The organism is Bradyrhizobium betae (assembly GCF_004123905.1).
Taxonomy (GTDB): Bacteria; Pseudomonadota; Alphaproteobacteria; order Rhizobiales; family Xanthobacteraceae; genus Bradyrhizobium; species Bradyrhizobium betae_A.
On the sequence record NZ_MZXW01000037.1, the window covers coordinates 23,101 to 38,928 of the forward strand.

General features: G+C 64.5%; 17 protein-coding genes. 8 read left to right on the forward strand and 9 right to left on the reverse strand.

Annotated features, from left to right (window positions below; translation table 11 throughout):
* Positions 1-58 precede the first annotated feature (58 nt).
* The 3 genes from aroC to fabI form a co-directional block, all read right to left on the reverse strand.
* On the reverse strand, positions 59-1,147 hold the full coding sequence (gene aroC, locus B5V03_RS28155) for a chorismate synthase (protein ID WP_129273638.1): 1,089 nt from the start codon (positions 1,145-1,147) through the stop codon (positions 59-61).
* An 88-nt stretch (positions 1,148-1,235) separates the two neighbouring features.
* Complete coding sequence (locus B5V03_RS28160; protein WP_129273639.1) at positions 1,236-1,835, reverse strand: histidine phosphatase family protein; 600 nt, start codon at positions 1,833-1,835, stop codon at positions 1,236-1,238.
* Between the two features lie 12 nt (positions 1,836-1,847).
* A complete protein-coding gene (fabI, locus tag B5V03_RS28165; protein ID WP_129273640.1) occupies positions 1,848-2,663 on the reverse strand; it encodes an enoyl-ACP reductase FabI in 816 nt (271 codons plus the stop codon).
* Positions 2,664-2,835: 172 nt separating this feature from the next.
* On the opposite strand from fabI, the gene B5V03_RS28170 reads away from it, so the two are divergent.
* Positions 2,836-3,324 (forward strand): sigma-70 family RNA polymerase sigma factor, encoded by a 489-nt coding sequence (locus tag B5V03_RS28170; RefSeq protein ID WP_092029204.1) that lies wholly within the window; start codon positions 2,836-2,838, stop codon positions 3,322-3,324.
* A 106-nt stretch (positions 3,325-3,430) separates the two neighbouring features.
* Positions 3,431-4,201 carry an anti-sigma factor family protein gene (locus tag B5V03_RS28175; RefSeq protein ID WP_129273641.1) on the forward strand — a complete coding sequence of 257 codons (771 nt, stop codon included), beginning with the start codon at positions 3,431-3,433 and terminating at the stop codon, positions 4,199-4,201.
* Positions 4,202-4,551: 350 nt separating this feature from the next.
* Here the strand turns inward: B5V03_RS28175 and B5V03_RS28180 are convergent, their stop codons facing one another.
* The gene (locus tag B5V03_RS28180; RefSeq protein ID WP_129273642.1) at positions 4,552-5,520 is read right to left on the reverse strand and encodes a DnaJ C-terminal domain-containing protein; all 969 of its coding nucleotides are present in this window, start codon (positions 5,518-5,520) and stop codon (positions 4,552-4,554) included.
* Positions 5,521-5,706: 186 nt separating this feature from the next.
* Positions 5,707-6,114 (reverse strand): RT0821/Lpp0805 family surface protein, encoded by a 408-nt coding sequence (locus tag B5V03_RS28185; protein WP_164988346.1) that lies wholly within the window; start codon positions 6,112-6,114, stop codon positions 5,707-5,709.
* Between the two features lie 113 nt (positions 6,115-6,227).
* Here B5V03_RS28185 and pdxH point away from each other — a divergent pair, with 113 nt between their 5' ends.
* From pdxH to B5V03_RS28200, 3 genes are read left to right on the forward strand one after another with little or no spacing between them, the layout of a single operon-like run.
* Positions 6,228-6,869, forward strand: coding sequence for a pyridoxamine 5'-phosphate oxidase (gene pdxH / locus B5V03_RS28190; protein ID WP_129273644.1), 642 nt, complete (start codon positions 6,228-6,230; stop codon positions 6,867-6,869).
* 26 nt (positions 6,870-6,895) lie between these two features.
* Positions 6,896-7,648 (forward strand): SDR family NAD(P)-dependent oxidoreductase, encoded by a 753-nt coding sequence (locus B5V03_RS28195; RefSeq protein WP_129273645.1) that lies wholly within the window; start codon positions 6,896-6,898, stop codon positions 7,646-7,648.
* Positions 7,649-7,665: 17 nt separating this feature from the next.
* Positions 7,666-8,436: a class I SAM-dependent methyltransferase gene (locus tag B5V03_RS28200; protein ID WP_129273646.1), complete on the forward strand. Its 771-nt coding sequence runs from the start codon at positions 7,666-7,668 to the stop codon at positions 8,434-8,436.
* An 81-nt stretch (positions 8,437-8,517) separates the two neighbouring features.
* Here the strand turns inward: B5V03_RS28200 and B5V03_RS28205 are convergent, their stop codons facing one another.
* Together B5V03_RS28205 and B5V03_RS28210 are read right to left on the reverse strand one after the other, a co-directional pair.
* A complete protein-coding gene (locus B5V03_RS28205) occupies positions 8,518-8,736 on the reverse strand; it encodes a hypothetical protein (RefSeq protein ID WP_129273647.1) in 219 nt (72 codons plus the stop codon).
* 207 nt (positions 8,737-8,943) lie between these two features.
* Positions 8,944-9,921: a magnesium transporter CorA family protein gene (locus B5V03_RS28210; RefSeq protein WP_129273648.1), complete on the reverse strand. Its 978-nt coding sequence runs from the start codon at positions 9,919-9,921 to the stop codon at positions 8,944-8,946.
* 328 nt (positions 9,922-10,249) lie between these two features.
* Here B5V03_RS28210 and B5V03_RS28215 point away from each other — a divergent pair, with 328 nt between their 5' ends.
* Positions 10,250-10,936: a L,D-transpeptidase gene (locus tag B5V03_RS28215; RefSeq protein WP_129273649.1), complete on the forward strand. Its 687-nt coding sequence runs from the start codon at positions 10,250-10,252 to the stop codon at positions 10,934-10,936.
* Positions 10,937-10,972: 36 nt separating this feature from the next.
* On the opposite strand, the gene B5V03_RS28220 is transcribed toward B5V03_RS28215, so the two are convergent.
* Positions 10,973-12,055 carry an extensin family protein gene (locus B5V03_RS28220; RefSeq protein ID WP_129273650.1) on the reverse strand — a complete coding sequence of 361 codons (1,083 nt, stop codon included), beginning with the start codon at positions 12,053-12,055 and terminating at the stop codon, positions 10,973-10,975.
* A 65-nt stretch (positions 12,056-12,120) separates the two neighbouring features.
* On the opposite strand from B5V03_RS28220, the gene B5V03_RS28225 reads away from it, so the two are divergent.
* On the forward strand, positions 12,121-13,749 hold the full coding sequence (locus B5V03_RS28225) for a fatty-acid--CoA ligase (protein ID WP_129273651.1): 1,629 nt from the start codon (positions 12,121-12,123) through the stop codon (positions 13,747-13,749).
* Positions 13,750-13,911: 162 nt separating this feature from the next.
* On the forward strand, positions 13,912-14,766 hold the full coding sequence (locus B5V03_RS28230) for a DUF1499 domain-containing protein (protein WP_129273652.1): 855 nt from the start codon (positions 13,912-13,914) through the stop codon (positions 14,764-14,766).
* Between the two features lie 7 nt (positions 14,767-14,773).
* Here the strand turns inward: B5V03_RS28230 and B5V03_RS28235 are convergent, their stop codons facing one another.
* Positions 14,774-15,697: an MBL fold metallo-hydrolase gene (locus tag B5V03_RS28235; RefSeq protein WP_129273653.1), complete on the reverse strand. Its 924-nt coding sequence runs from the start codon at positions 15,695-15,697 to the stop codon at positions 14,774-14,776.
* Positions 15,698-15,828: the final 131 nt, after the last annotated feature.

The following is a 15,828-nucleotide window of genomic DNA, read 5'->3' on the forward strand; positions in this document are numbered from 1 at the left end:
AAGTTGTGGGATCGTCAAGCTGCGCGGTGGGCTAGTACCGCGACATGAAGACTTTGCTCTAGCGCCCGACCTGCCCGCGATCCCGAATGAAATGATCGGCCAGCACGCAGGCCATCATGGCCTCGCCGACAGGGACGGCGCGGATGCCGACGCAGGGATCGTGGCGCCCCTTGGTCATGATCTCGGTGTCGGCGCCATTGCGATCGACGGTGAGACGCGGCTGGAGGATCGACGAGGTCGGCTTCACGGCAAAACGCACCACGATCGGCTGTCCGGTGGAGATACCGCCCAGCACCCCGCCGGCATGGTTGGACAGGAAGCGCGTGCCGTCATTGCCGGTGCGCATTTCGTCGGCGTTCTCTTCGCCGGTCAATTCTGCCGCACCGAAGCCGGCGCCGATCTCGACGCCCTTCACCGCGTTGATGGTCATCATCGCGCCCGCGAGATCAGAATCGAGCTTGGCGTAGATCGGCGCGCCGAGGCCTGCTGGCACGCCTTCGGCCACGATCTCGAGCACCGCGCCGATCGAGGAGCCGCTCTTGCGGATGCCGTCGAGATAGGTCTCGAAGAACGCCGCCTTGTCCTTGTCGGGACAGAAGAACGGATTCTTGGCAATCTCGTCCCAGTCCCACTTTGCGCGGTCGATCTTGTGCGGGCCGATCTGCACCAGCGCACCGCGCACCTTCACGTCGGGCAGCACTTTTCGCGCGATCGCGCCGGCCGCGACGCGCATCGCGGTCTCGCGCGCCGAGGAGCGGCCGCCGCCGCGATAGTCGCGCAGGCCGTACTTCGCTTCATAGGTGAAGTCGGCGTGACCGGGGCGAAACTTGTCCTTGATCTCGGAATAGTCCTTCGAGCGCTGGTCAGTGTTCTCGATCAGGAGCCCGATCGGGGTGCCCGTCGTTACCTGCACGCCGGTCTCCGGATGCGCCATCACGCCGGAGAGGATTTTCACCTGGTCCAGCTCCTGGCGCTGGGTCGTGAAGCGCGACTGGCCCGGCCGGCGGCGGTCGAGATCCTGCTGGATGTCGGCCTCGGTGAGCGGGATCATCGGCGGGCAGCCGTCGACCACGCAGCCGATCGCCACCCCGTGGCTCTCGCCGAAGGTGGTGACGCGGAACATGTGGCCGAAGGTGTTGAAGGACATTGCTGCTCGCAGGCTCGGTTCCGGCGTGTGGTAACGCGCGGGGGGCCGGGGGTCAAACCCGCAGCGGCCCGGAATGGCCGATGCCGGCCTAACTGAACTTCTCGAGCCGCCCGTCCCGGAACACGTAGACGGCGCCCTGCTCGATATAGAGTTCGGCGGCGCTGGCCGGGGTCTCGATCCCGAGCGAAACCATCAGGGCCCGGCAGGTGCCGCCATGAGCGACCGCGACAGTGTCGGTGCGGAGCTGGTCGTACCAGGCGCGCACGCGGACCTGCACATCGGCGTAGGTCTCCCCGCCCGCGGGGCCGACCGTCCATTTGTCGGCGAGGCGTCTCGCATAGATTTCGGGATCGGTCGCCTCGCTCTCGGCCAGCGTCAGCCCCTCCCAGCTGCCGTAGCCGATCTCGCGCAGGCGATCATCGAGCGCATAGTCCGTCACCGGCAGCTCGAGCTTGCCGCGCGCGAGTTCCATGGTCATGCGCGCACGGCCGAGCGGGCTCGACACATAGGGCAGCGCCGCCTTGTCCTTGCCGTCGCGCTTGAAGAGATCCGCCAGCACGCCGCCGGCCTGCACAGCCTGATCGCGCCCGCGCGCGTTCAGCGGAATGTCCTTGGTGCCCTGAAGCCTGCCGAGCGCGTTCCACTCGGTCTCGCCGTGGCGAAGGTAATAGATCGTAGGCACGGGCATTCCAGTCCAGGGCTAGTCCTTGCTACCGAACGAGATGTCCGGCGCGTCGGGACGCTTCATGCCCAGCACGTGGTAACCGGAATCGACGTGATGCACCTCGCCGGTGACGCCGCGCGAGAGGTCGGAGAGGAAATACAGCGCGCTGCCGCCGACGTCTTCGGTCGAGACGTTGCGCCGCATCGGCGCGTTGTTCTCGTTCCACTTCAGGATATAGCGGAAATCGCCGATGCCGGACGCGGCAAGCGTCTTGATCGGTCCCGCCGAGATCGCATTGACGCGGATGTTCTTCTCGCCGAGATCGGCGGCGAGATAGCGCACGCTCGCTTCCAGCGCGGCCTTCGCCACGCCCATCACGTTGTAATGCGGCATCCACTTCTCGGCGCCGTAATAGCTGAGCGTGATCAGCGAGCCACCGTCGGTCATCAGCTTCTCGGCGCGCTGCGCCACGGCCGTGAACGAGTAGCAGGAGATCAGCATCGACTTGGAAAAATTCTCCGGCGTGGTGTCGACGTAGCGGCCGTCGAGCTGCTCGCCATAGGCGATCGCATGCACCAGGAAGTCGATCTTGCCCCACTTCTCCGTCAGCACCGCGAAGACGGCGTCGATGGTCGCGGCATCGGTGACGTCGCAATGGCCGAGCACGAGGCCGCCGATCTCGGCGGCGAGCGGCTCGACGCGTTTCTTCAGCGCATCGCCCTGATAGGTGAAGGCGAGTTCTGCGCCGGCCGCGTGGCATGCCTTGGCGATGCCCCAGGCGATCGAACGGTTGTTGGCAAGGCCGAGGATGATCCCGCGCTTGCCCTGCATCAGACCTGAATTCTGCGCCATTTGCTAACGTCCCGTCGAGCTCTCGTTGAGGTCTGGAGGTACACCAGCCCTCCCCTGCGGTACAGTCCTAATACGCGGCGTTAACGCTGTTTCGAGCGCCGGAATAGCCGTTCCGTTCGGGTGTTATGATGATTGTGGCGCTTGCGCCGAACGGCAGGACATCAAAGACGGCATGAGTGCGTTTCGCCAGAGTGTGGAAGCCATGATCCCGGCGTTGCGCCGCTATGCCCGCGCGCTCACGCGCGACGCGGATGCGGCCGACGATCTGGTGCAGGACACGCTGGTGCGTGCGCTACGTTCGGAGCGATTGTTTCTCGGAGGCGACGTCAGGAGCTGGCTCTATACGATCCTGACCAACCTCAACAAGAACCGGCGGCGCTCGCTGGCGAGGCGCCCGCAATTCATGCAGCTGACGGAGAACAACCCGGATGCCAGCGGGACCGAAGCCGAAGGGCGCGACATCGAGAGGGCGCTCTCGACGCTGGTCGAGGAGCAGCGCTCGGTGCTGCTGCTGGTGATGCTGGAGGGCATGAGCTACCGCGAGGTTGCCGACATCCAGGGCGTACCGATCGGCACTGTGATGTCGCGCCTGGCACGGGCGAGAGCCCACGTTAAAGCCTCGCTGGAGGGTGAGCGCCCGGCGCTCAAACGGGTGAAATGATGGCAGGGTTGATGCATCGCGCGTGCTGCATCCGCTGCACGGAGAGAGAAGCAGCGCAGTTGAACCGCGTCAGATTTTTTGGGCCGCAGAGCCAGAGACGACCGATATGAACGACCGCAATATTCCGATTACCGAAGACGAGCTGCACGCCTATATCGACGGTGAGCTGCCGGCCGAGCGCCGCGCCGATGTCGAAGCCTGGCTTGCCGCCCACCCCGAAGATGCCGAGCGGGTGCAATCCTGGCGCGCCATGGCCGAGATGCTGCATGCGCGCTACGATTCCGTGGCCCAGGAGCCGGTGCCGGCCCGGCTGGAGCTCGAGCGGCTGGAACGTCGCCCCCGGCAATGGCTCTACAGCGCCGCCGCGGCCGTGCTGGTGGCGTTTGTCGCCGGCGGCACCGCCGGCTGGGTGGCGCACGGCGCCGCCAGCGCGCCCTCGACCTTCCAGAGCTTTACGGCGGACGCGCTCGACGCCCACCGCCTCTACGTCGTCGAGGTCCGCCACCCCGTCGAGGTCGGCGGCAACGAGCGCGACCACCTCCAGGCCTGGCTGACCAGGCGCTGCGGCTGGACCGTGTTCGCACCGAATTTGGAGGCGAGCGGGCTGAAGCTGGTCGGCGGCCGGCTGTTGCCGGGGCCGAACGGGCCGGCATCATTCCTGATGTATGAGGGCGCCTCGGGCGAGCGGTACACGATCTACACCGCCAAGACCGAGAATGGTGCAACGCAGATGCGGTACGCGAAAACGGACAAGGACGGTGCGCTGTTCTGGGCCGAGCGCGGCGTCGGCTACGTCGTCAGTGGCGGCGGCGACCGCGATCGCCTGACCAAGGTGGCACAGGCAGTCTACGACCAGGCAGAGAAAAACGGCGGCTAAACAACCCGCCATAGCCCAAGCTTCGCTTGGGCGTCCTTCAAAGTACGCGGTGCCTAGATTCCGTCATTGAAAATTTGGAATCAGGACATGGGCGCGTCTCATTATCGCACCGGGTGATCACGCGATTATGAGCGGCGTTCGATCCGCCGATCGACGCGGGCGGCCTCGATTGGGGTTTTTGGTACCGCGCTGGTCCCCCTCTCGAGGCCGCACCTTTTTATCGGCTGCCCCGCCGGACAGCCGACACGTCGAGTACATGAAGCGCGACCACGCCTCAGGCATATGATGAGCATCATCTCCGCGACGATGCCCTAGGCCTCTTGGAGAAACCCCTTCAGTTCGATCTCGCCCTAACCAAGCCCGCTACGTGGATTGTAGGGGTGCTGGTCCCGCCACTTCTCCATCAATGCCTCAAGCTCGGCGTCGTTCCCGTCCGGTAGCATAATCCTGATGGTGACGAAGAGATCCCCGGTTCCGCCCATTTTCGGCAAGCCCTTACCTTTGAGACGGAAGGTCCGGCCGCTGGAGGTGTTTTTCGGGACCGAAAGCTCCACCGCATTGCCGAGGGTAGGCACGCGGACCTTGCCGCCGAGCACAGCCTCGTAAAGCGTGACCGGCAGGTCGATCCGCAAGTCGGCGCCCTCGATCTTGAAGAACGGGTGCGGCGCGATGTTGATGGTGATCAGGAGATCGCCCGGCGGATGGCCCTGAGCACTCTCGCCCTGCCCCCGCAACCGGATCTGCTGGCCCTCGGTGACGCCGGCCGGAATCTTGACGTTGAGCTCCTTGCCGTTCGGCAGCTTGACGCGCTTGTCGCCACCCTTGACCGACTCTTCCAGCGAGACGGACATGGCGACATTGACGTCGAGATCGAGTCCGATCCCGCCGGTGTCGAATTCGAACTGGGCACCGCCGCCGGCCCCGGGCCGCGCACCGCGCACCCCGCCGCCGAACATGCTGTTGAGGATGTCCTCGAACGCGCCGGCGCCCTGGCCAGGGCCCGCGCCGCCGGAGCGGAACGTATAGTTTTCGAACCCGCCGGGACCCGCGCGCCCACGCGGCCCGCCGCCGCCACCCGGAAAGCCCTGGAAGCGCGGCTTGCCGTCGGCACCGATCTCGCCGCGGTCGAACTGCTTGCGCTTGTCCTCGTCGCCGATGATCTCGTTCGCCGAATTGATCTCGGAGAAGCGCTCGGCGGCTTTCGGGTCGTCCTTGTTGCTGTCGGGATGGTGCTTCTTGGCAAGCTTGCGATAGGCGCTCTTGATCGCGGCAGCGTTGGCGCTCCGCGGCACCCCCAAGACCTCATAGGGGTCGCGCATCCGTCACGTCTCCTTCAAGAATCGAATTGTTCAAAGGGCTCCCCGCCCCACCTGCAGACCATGTGGGGTGAGAGTGGCATTTTTGCAACTAGTCGGGCGGCCTGATTCCCTAGGTTTGGAGCATGATCTTATCGGAAAACCGGTGTCCACTTTTCGCGAACGCGGCCCTTCGGGTCCGGATCATGCTCAGCTCCGCCACGGCTTTAGCGTATGAATCTCCCAACGGCCACGGCTGCTTTGGCATCCGGCGCCCTGGAGCCAGCTTTCCGTGTTCCCGTTGACATAGCTCGCCAGGAAATCGCGGCACTTGCGGCCGTCCTCGGCCGCATAGGATTGCGCGATCGGCGTGACCGAGCCCCGCGCTCCGGTTTCCGGATTTTCCCAGTGCTGGCTGGAATCCTTGTCGCCCTTGCTCAGCACGTCGGAGGCGGCGTTGCGGGCGAAGGCGAGATCTGTCTCGGTGGGCGGGGCGTCCTTCGCGAGCCGTGCGATCGAGCCGGTGAGGTCGCTGTCGTCGGCCTTGGCATAGGCGCTGGTGTCGTTGCGGGAAAAGCTGCAGCCGCCGGCGCCGAGCCCGATCAGAATCATCGTCATGACGAAGCTCGACGGCCCGATCGCCGATAGGCCAACGCGCCCCCATGCCCTATATAGGGCGGTAGCGGACAACAACGCGTTTTGGGCCGCGGGACGCAACTCGGACTCCAGACATGACCGACACGACCTCGATGAAACACCAGACACCCTTAACATCCGGTGATTTCACCGCCGCCGACGAGCCTTTTGCGCTGTTCGAGGCCTGGCTGAACGAGGCAATCAAGAGTGAGCCGAACGATCCGAACGCGATGGCGCTCGCAACGGTCGACACGGACGGGCTGCCTGACGTGCGCATGGTGCTGATGAAAGGCTTCGATACCGATGGTTTTGTCTTCTACAGCCACATCGCCAGCCAGAAAGGCCGCGAACTCGCCGCAAATCCTAAGGCAGCGTTACTTTTTCACTGGAAGTCGCTGCGCCGTCAGGTCCGCATCCGCGGCAACGTGACGCCGGTGACGGAGGCCGAGGCCGACGCCTATTTCGCGACCCGACCGAAGCAGGCCCAGATTGGCGCCTGGGCCAGCAAGCAGTCGCAGGAGCTCGAGAGCCGCTTCGCCTTCGAGCAGGCCATTGCCAAGGTCGCAGCCAAGCACGTCATCGGCGAGGTGCCGCGGCCGCCGGGCTGGAGCGGCTGGCGCATCACGCCCTCCCGCATCGAATTCTGGCATGACCGCCCGTTCCGCCTGCACGACCGCATCGAATTTCGCCGTGACGCAGCCGGCCAGCCATGGTCCAAGACGCGGATGTACCCGTAAGCTTTAGGCCGACCTGAAAGATGTCCATGCCGCATTCGTCCAATGCGCCGCGCCGCACCCTGCTCCTGACCGGAGCAAGCCGCGGCATCGGCCATGCCACCGTGATCCGCTTCTCGTCGGCGGGCTGGCGTGTCATCACCTGCTCGCGGCATGCGTTTCCCGAGGACTGCCCGTGGGACGCGGGCCCCGAGGATCACATCCAGGTCGACCTCGGCAATCCCGCCGATACCGCGCGCGCGATCAACGACATCCGCAACCGTCTCGAAGGCGGCGCGCTGCATGCGCTGGTCAACAACGCCGCGATCTCGCCGAAGGGCCCGGGTGGCTCCAGGCTCGGCTCGGTCGACACCGATCTGGACACCTGGACGCACGTCTTCCACGTCAACTTCTTCGCGCCGATCATGATTGCACGCGGGCTGATCGAGGAACTGAAGACGGCCAAGGGCTCGGTCGTGAACGTCACCTCGATCGCGGGCTCGCGCGTGCATCCCTTCGCGGGCGCCGCCTATGCGACCTCCAAGGCCGCGTTGGCTTCTCTCACACGCGAGATGGCCTCCGACTTCGGCCGTGTCGGAGTCCGCGTCAACGCCATCGCGCCGGGCGAGATCGACACCTCGATCCTGTCGCCCGGCACCGAGAAGATCGTCGAGCAGCAGATCCCGATGCACCGCCTCGGCACGCCCGACGAGGTCGCCAAGATCATTTACGTGCTGTGCACGGATACCAGCTCCTACGTGAACGGCGCCGAGATCCACATCAACGGCGGCCAGCACGTCTAGGCTAGGGCAGGCGCAGCATGGGCCGGTTCGCGAGCACTGCGTCACTCTACGAGAATTTGCGGCCACCCTACCCGGGCGAATTTTTCCGCAGCGTCGCGCAAAAATGTGGCCTCTCGAAGCAGGGCAGCCTGATCGACCTCGGCACCGGACCCGGGTTGCTGGCGCTCGGCTTCGCGCCGTATGTCGGTCGCATCGTCGGCGTCGACCCTGAACCTGCAATGCTCGATGCGGCGCGACGCGCGGCTACGAGCGGGGGCCACGCGCTGACTCTGATCGAAGGCAAGGTCGAGACGCTTGGGCCCGGCATCGGCGCATTCGACGTCGTGACGATCGGCCGCGCGCTGCACTGGATGGATCGTGAGCCGACGCTCGCGCGGATCGACCAGCTGGTCGCACGCGGTGGTGCAATTGCCATCTGCGCCTCGTTCTCGGCCACCGACGGCAGTAATCCGTGGCTCGATGGCTATAACGAGATCCGCCGCCGCTGGTCGCCGGCCAAGCTCTGGGAGGAAGCAGGCCGCGGCACGCGCACCCATCGCGATCTGCCGTCGTTCTTTCGCGGCAGCGCCTTTCAGCCCGCCGAGCTGATCACCGTCGAGACCAGCCACACTGTCAGTGTGCAGGACCTGACACACCGCACGCTCACCTACTCTTCGTCTTCTCCGGAGGCGTTGGGTGAGAATGTCGAGGCGATGCTGCGCGATGTCGAAGAGCACCTGGCTGCCTTCAGCCGCGACGGCGTCATCACCGAGACCATCGTCTCGACGGCGCAAATCGTGAAGCGTTAATCGATTCATCGAAAGACGGAAGCAAGGCGATCCAGACAACGCCGCCGCAAGACCTGGATCGCCCGCCCTTCCGTCCGTTGCTCAATCGACTCGAATCCGACGCGACCGTTCGCGCAGCCGTAGAGGGGCCGCGTCGATTGCAGTCGAGCAGTCGTCGTCGTTCTCGCCATCGAGCATCGGAGCACCACAGTGCCGGCACAGGCGTGCCGACATCGACGCCGCCTTGCCGCTCGCCAGAACCTGGCGATAATTCGCCAGATCGATGACGTTGCGGAGCGACGTTATGTGTTTTTCAACCATGGCTGTTCCTCGCGGCTAACATGCTGGTTATCGCAGACAAGTTTCGCGCAAACGTTCAGCCCACCGCTCAAATTTTACCGGAGGAATTGGGGCGGCGCGCACACATCACGGCGCGGCCGCAATCCCGCTCTATTCTGCGACACCATCAGCCGTGTCTCTGTGACCGGCGTAAGGTCTCGGTCACTATTTCCCGAGAGCGCGACGGGATCAGAGCCACTTCTTCCACTTGAAGATCCAGTACGGAACGATCGCCGCGATCAGCATCAGCACCAGCGCATACGGATAACCGTGCGCCCATTCGAGCTCCGGCATCGCCTTGAAGTTCATGCCGTAGATCGAGGCGATCAGCGTCGGCGGCATCAGGACAACAGCCATGACCGAAAACAGCTTGATGATGTTGTTCTGCTCGAGATTGACGACACCGAGCATGGCGTCGAGCACGAAGGTGATCTTGCTGGAGAGATAGGAGGCGTGGTCGGTCAGCGAGACGACGTCGCGCTGCATGGTCTTGAGTTGCTCGCGCATGTCCTTCGACCATTTCACGCCTTCCACCACCGCCGAGAGGAAGGCGACCACGCGGCCGATCGAGACCAGGCTCTCGCGAACCTTCGAGGTCAGATCGCCCTTGCGGCCGATCGATATCAGGATCTGGGAATATTGCTTGGCGTGGCCGTGGCGCTCGCTCTCGGGCTCGAAGATGTCGTGGCTGACCTGGTCGATCTCGGCGCCGCAGCGCTCCAGGATGTCGGCGCAGCGGTCGATCACGGCGTCCAGCAGTTCCATCAGCACCATCTCGCCGGTGATCGCGGGCGTGCAGGAACGGGCGAGCTTGGCCTCGACCAGCGCAAACGGCTTGGGCTGGTCATAGCGCACCGTCACCAGGCGGTGGTCGCCGAGAATGAAGGTCACCGCCGTGGTCCGGGGCATGTCGGTATCGGAGTGGCACATCAGCGTCGCGGTCATGTAGCGCGCGCCGTTCTCGATATAGAGGCGGCTGGAGATCTCGATCTCCTGCATGTCCTCCCGGGTCGGGATTGCGATGCCCGAGAGCCGCTCGACCGCCTTGTCCTCGGCCGCGGTCGGGTTGACCAGGTCGATCCACACCGCATGCTCCGGGACCGCCGCGAGGTCCTCGACGACGGCCTTCTTGAGGGAGGAGTCGGAGGGAACGAACACAGAAAACATGCACAACTCCAGCGAGGGCCTGCGACAGAATGACAGCCCTTAGCGCGATTCTGACAAGTTCATGATGACAAGCACATTAACGGAGCGTTTGCATTTGTGGCGGCACCGTGGCCTGAAATCGACAGTTCGGCACGCTTTGCCCAAAAACCGGCTCCCGGTCGCAAAACTTGCGGCAAAAAAGCCACAGGTAAGGTCTCGCAGCGCGGGAAAAGGTCCGAAAGGCTGGAATTGTGGCAGATTTCAACGATAATAGAGGTCAACGGAGTCGTGGTCTTTGAGCTTGGCTCAAGCTCCGCGAAAGCTTGTTGTTGTCGATTGGAACCAAATCATGTCGTCGCTGAAAGTTTTGCTGGGTGTTTTGGCCGCTGGCCTGATGCTGTCGGGCTGCATGCAGGCCACGCATTTTGAAGCGACCGACACCAAGGCCTTCAAGCCGAAGGACAAGGAACTCCTTGCCAAGGTTCGGTACGAGAACACTCCGGTCGCGGAGCCGTTCCGGCGCGCCATCGTCGATTACCATCGCAAGGAATCGCCGGGCTCGATCGTGGTCGATTCCGACAACCATTATCTCTACTACGTGATGGATGGCGGCAAGGCGATCCGCTACGGCATCACCGTCGGCGAAGAAGCGATGGCCTGGTCGGGCATCGCCAAGGTCGGCAGCATGACCGAATGGCCGGCCTGGCACCCCACCCCCGGCGAGATTTCGCGCCTCGGCGTGCCGACCTTCGTTGCGCCCGGTCCGGACAATCCGATGGGCTCCCGCGCGATGTATCTCTACTCCGGCGGCAAGGACACGCTGTTCCGCATCCACGGCACCAACCAGCCGGAATATATCGGCGCCTCGATCTCGTCGGGCTGCATCCGCCTGACCAATGAGGACGCGATCGACCTCTATGGCCGCGTCAAGGTCGGCACCATCGTCGTGGTGCTTGAGCCCAAGCACGGCGACTCGCCCTACAACTCGCGCCTCGCGCTCGGCGGCGGCGGAACGGGCCAGGCGGGCAGCTACTGATCGCCTCCCAATCTCTGATATCCAAAAGCGCCGGTTTTACCGGCGCTTTTTTGTTGCCGGCTTGTGCGGCTGGGCTTTCTTGCCATCCGACTTGTCCGCTGGCGCGGAGGACTTCTCCGCGGCTTCGTCATCAGCGCCCTCTTTTGTTTCAGGCTTGGCCGCGACCTCGCGCGGCGGCGCCTCCTCGGGCCGTTCTGCCGGCAAGAGCGGTGCGACCTGCGGCAGGGGATCCCAGACGTTCCACTGGCAGATCCGGTAGTCGTTGCGCCGCTGCGCGAGATCGAGATGGATATGGTCCTCGTGGTACCAGTCCGAGCCCGGGCCGAGCACGGTCGAAAAGCGCGAGCAGACCGAATGCAGCACGCGCTCGCGCACGTCGCGCGACATGGTCCGGTCGGTCAGGCCGATCGACTGCCCGTTGGCGAGCTTGATGGCGCGAACGTCGAGGGCGTTGGCCTTGCCGTGCTCGGACAGCATGGCGCCAACGATGCGGTTGCGGCCGCGGCACTCGAAGCTGTCGAAATTGTCGAGATCGCTGATGGTCGAGCCGAGGCTCGTGGCCAGCGGCACCATGTCCTTGCGCACCCAATCGGCGATCGCGGACGCCATGGTGCAGCGGAGGATCGCTGCAGGCTTGACCGCCGCCTTGCGCTTGTCCGGCAGCACGATGGCCTCGAGCCGCACCAGATCCTCGCCGCCGCAGGCGCCGGGACCGTGGATGTCAGGTATGGAGGGGGCGATCGCGATCTCCTCAGTCAGCGCGAGCCGGCAGGCCGAAAGCTGCTTCTCTGGCGGCGGTGCAGCCTCGGCGGGCTTGTTGCCGCCGGGCTTGTCGGGAGACGACGGCTTCCCCTCAGCCTCCGGGGCGGCCTCGTCAGTTGCTTTGGGAGCCTCCTCCGGGCGGGGTTTTGGTAGCGGTATCCTGGCAGAATGAACCGTTTTACGCGGCCGTGGTGCACCAAGACCAAAGATATCGAGCGGCGCGGCATATTTTCGCGCCTCCGCCCGATCCGCGAGCACAAGCGATAGCCCCAGCGCAGCGGTAACCATTGCCGCGCCGGCGGACATATAGCCGCGACAAGACCATTTGCGGCGAAACTCCGGCAGGCTAAAACTCATGACAATTCTTTGGCCCAACGCTGAGAGCGACAACCCGCCCAGCGAATTCTCGGAGGAACGACCGAATGCTTGGTTTGATGCAAGACTGGCCCCTGCTCTGCCACCGGATCATCGAACACGCCGCCAGGATTCATGGCAAGCAGGAGGTCGTCACGCGATCGGTCGAGGGACCGATCCATCGCACCACCTATGGCGAAATCCACAAGCGCGCGCTTAAGGTCTCGCAGGTGCTGGAACGCGACGGCATCAAGCTCGGCGATCGCGTCGCAACGATCGCCTGGAACACCTGGCGCCATCTCGAAGTCTGGTACGGCATCATGGGCATCGGCGCCATCTGCCATACCGTCAATCCCCGCCTTTTCCCCGAGCAGATCGCCTGGATCATCAACCATGCGCAGGACCGCATCGTGATGACCGACATCACCTTCGTTCCGGTCCTGGAGAAGATCGCCGACAAGCTGCCGAGCGTGGAACGCTACATCGTGCTCACCGACAAGGCGCACATGCCTGAGACCACGCTGAAGAATGTGGTCGCCTACGAGGACTGGATCGCGGAGGCCGACGGCCAATTCAAATGGAAGGACTTTGACGAGAACACGGCAGCCGCGATGTGCTACACGTCGGGCACCACGGGCGATCCGAAGGGTGTGCTGTACTCGCATCGCTCCAACGTGCTGCACGCGCTGATGGCCAACAATGTCGACGCGCTCGGCACCAGCGCATCCGAGACAATGCTGCCGGTGGTTCCGCTGTTCCACGCCAACAGCTGGGGCATCGCCTTCTCCGCGCCCTCGCAGGGCACCAAGCTGGTGATGCCCGGCGCCAAGCTCGACGGCGCCTCGGTCTACGAGCTGCTCTCGACCGAGAAGGTGACGCACACCGCCGGCGTGCCGACGGTGTGGCTGATGCTGCTCCAGCACATGGCCGCCAACAATCTGAAGCTGCCGGATTTGAAGATGGTGATCTGCGGCGGCTCGGCGATGCCGCGCTCGATGATCAAGGCCTTCCTCGACATGGGCTCGAACGTCCGCCACGCATGGGGCATGACCGAGATGAGTCCGATCGGCAGCGTCGCGGCGCTGAAGCCGCCGTTCCAGAACGCGACCGGCGATGCCAAGCTCGACGTGCTCCAGATGCAGGGCTATGCGCCCTTCGCGGTCGAGATGAAGATCACCGACGATGCCGGCAAGGAATTGCCGTGGGACGGCACGACCTTCGGCCGCCTCAAGGTCTCCGGCCCGGCCGTCGCCAAGGCCTACTTCCGCATCGATGCCAACATTCTCGACGAAGAAGGCTTCTTCGACACCGGCGACGTCGCGACCATCGACGAGGCCGGCTATATGCGGATCACCGACCGCTCCAAGGACGTGATCAAGTCCGGCGGCGAGTGGATCTCCTCGATCGACCTCGAGAACCTCGCGGTCGGCCATCCCGCCGTGGCGGAGGCCGCCGTGATCGGCGTATTCCATCCCAAATGGGACGAACGGCCGCTGCTGATCGTGCAGCTCAAGCAGGGCCAGCAGGCCAGCCGCGAGGACATCCTGAAATACATGGACGGCAAGATCGCCAAATGGTGGATGCCGGACGACGTCGCCTTCGTCGACGGCATTCCGCATACGGCCACGGGAAAGATCCTGAAGACGGCCCTGCGCGACCAGTTCAAAGATTACCGCTTCCCGAACGCGGCGGCGTAAGGCCAGCGTATGAACGTCATTCTGGGGGGGCGCGATGAGCCGACCCGGGATGACGGGCCGTAACAACCCGGCAACTCTTGAATTTGCCGCTGGGCCGTGGTCTCAACGGCCCATCGTCGCGCCAGATCGGCTGGCCTTCAAAACCCCGGCAGAACCCACCCGATGGCCCGCAGGTTTTCCGCTCCCTATCAGACGGAGCCCGTGTCCAGCCTCGCGAGCTGGGCGCGCAATCTGGCGGTGTTCGCGGTGGTGGCGGTGGTGGTGTCGATCATCATCGTCCGTTTCGGCTTTCTGGAGCCGAAGCCCGCGGTCGTCACCTTCTTCGGCGGGCTGGCTATTGCCGCGCTCTCGATCCTGTTCGGCCTCGCCGGCTTTGCCGCGATCTGGCAGAACGGCTCGCGCGGCATGGCCCGCATCCTGATTGCCTTCCTGATCGACGGTGCGATCCTCGCCTACCCCGCCTATCTCGCCCTGCAATACCGCAAGCTGCCGGCGATCCACGACATCACCACCGATCCGATCGACCCGCCCCGCTTCGACGCGCTGGCGCGCCTGCGCACCGGCGACGGCGCCAACACGGCCGTTTACGCCGGCCTCTATTCGGCCGAGCAGCAGCGTCAGTTCTATCCTGATATCGAGCCGATCGAGCTCGAGATTCCGGTCGACCGCGCCTATGCGATTGCGCTCCAGCTCGTCAACAAGCGCAAATGGCTTGTCATCGACGAGCGCTCGCCGCAGCCGCCGCGCCGCATCGGCCGCATCGAGGCCGTGGCGCGCACGCCGATCATGGGTTTTCGTGAGGACATCTCGATCAGGGTCGTGCCTGACGGCGACGATTCCCGCGTCGATATCCGTTCTGCCTCGCGCTATTTCGACAGCGACCTCGGCAGCAACGCCGCGCGCGTGACAAAATTCATCGACGATCTCAACACGGCGGCGGACGCTGATGCGCTCAAGCCGGTGAAGAAGACGCCGGTGGCGCCGCCGAAGGCGCCTGCGAAGACGGTGAAGAAGTGACGGCGGGCTAGGCGCCCGTCATCCTGTATGTCCCGCCAATCACGGGATCGCCATCGGTTGCCACCACGCCGCGGGCAACCAGATCTTCCAGATGCGCCAGCACGGAATAGCCGGCGGCCGTCGTCAGCCTGGGATCGATGCCGATATAGATCGCGCGCACCATGGTCGGGATGTCGGTCTCGCCCTTGGCGAGGCGATGCAGGATCGAGGCCTCGCGCGCCTTGCGGTGGCGGATCAGGAAGCGCACGAAACGCGGGCCGTCCGGGATTTCCGGACCGTGGCCGGAGAAATACAGATCCTCATCGCGCGCGGCGAGCCGGTCGAGCGAATCCATGTAGTCGATCATCGAGCCGTCGGGGGGCGCCACGATCGAGGTCGACCAGCCCATCACGTGATCGCCGACGAAATTGAACTTTCGCTCCGGCCAGGCGAAGGCGAGATGGTTGGCGGTGTGGCCGGGCGTCGCCACGGCCTCGAGCCGCCAGCCGTCGCCTTCGACGACGTCGCCATGGGCAATCCTGATATCGGGCACGAAGTCGCGGTCTGAGCCGGATTCCGGATTGTGCTTCTCGCTCTCGAAGCGCGGGCGCGAGGCGCGGTGCGGGCCTTCGGCATAAACCGGCGCGCCGGTCGCCTGCTTGATCCGTGGAGTGTTCGGCGAATGGTCGCGGTGGGTGTGGGTGACGAAGATATGACTCACCGTCTCGCCGCTGACAGCATCGAGCAGCGCTTTCGCGTGCGCCTCGTCGTCCGGACCGGGATCGATGATCGCGACCTTGCCGGTGCCCACGATGTAGCTGACCGTGCCGGTGAAGGTGAACGGGCTCGGATTGTTACAGAGCACACGCCGCACACCAGGGCGGACTTCCTCGACGACACCTGCTTTAAGCGGAAAATTGCGGTTGAACGGGACGTCGTCGTTGTCGGACATGGCTTGCTCATACCTTGCTGACTTCGTCATGCCCGGCCTTGTGCCGGGCATCCACGTCTTCGCTCGAGCTAAGACGTGGATGGCCGGGACATCTGGCGCGAAGACGCGCTTCGCGCTTTTGCCCGGCCATG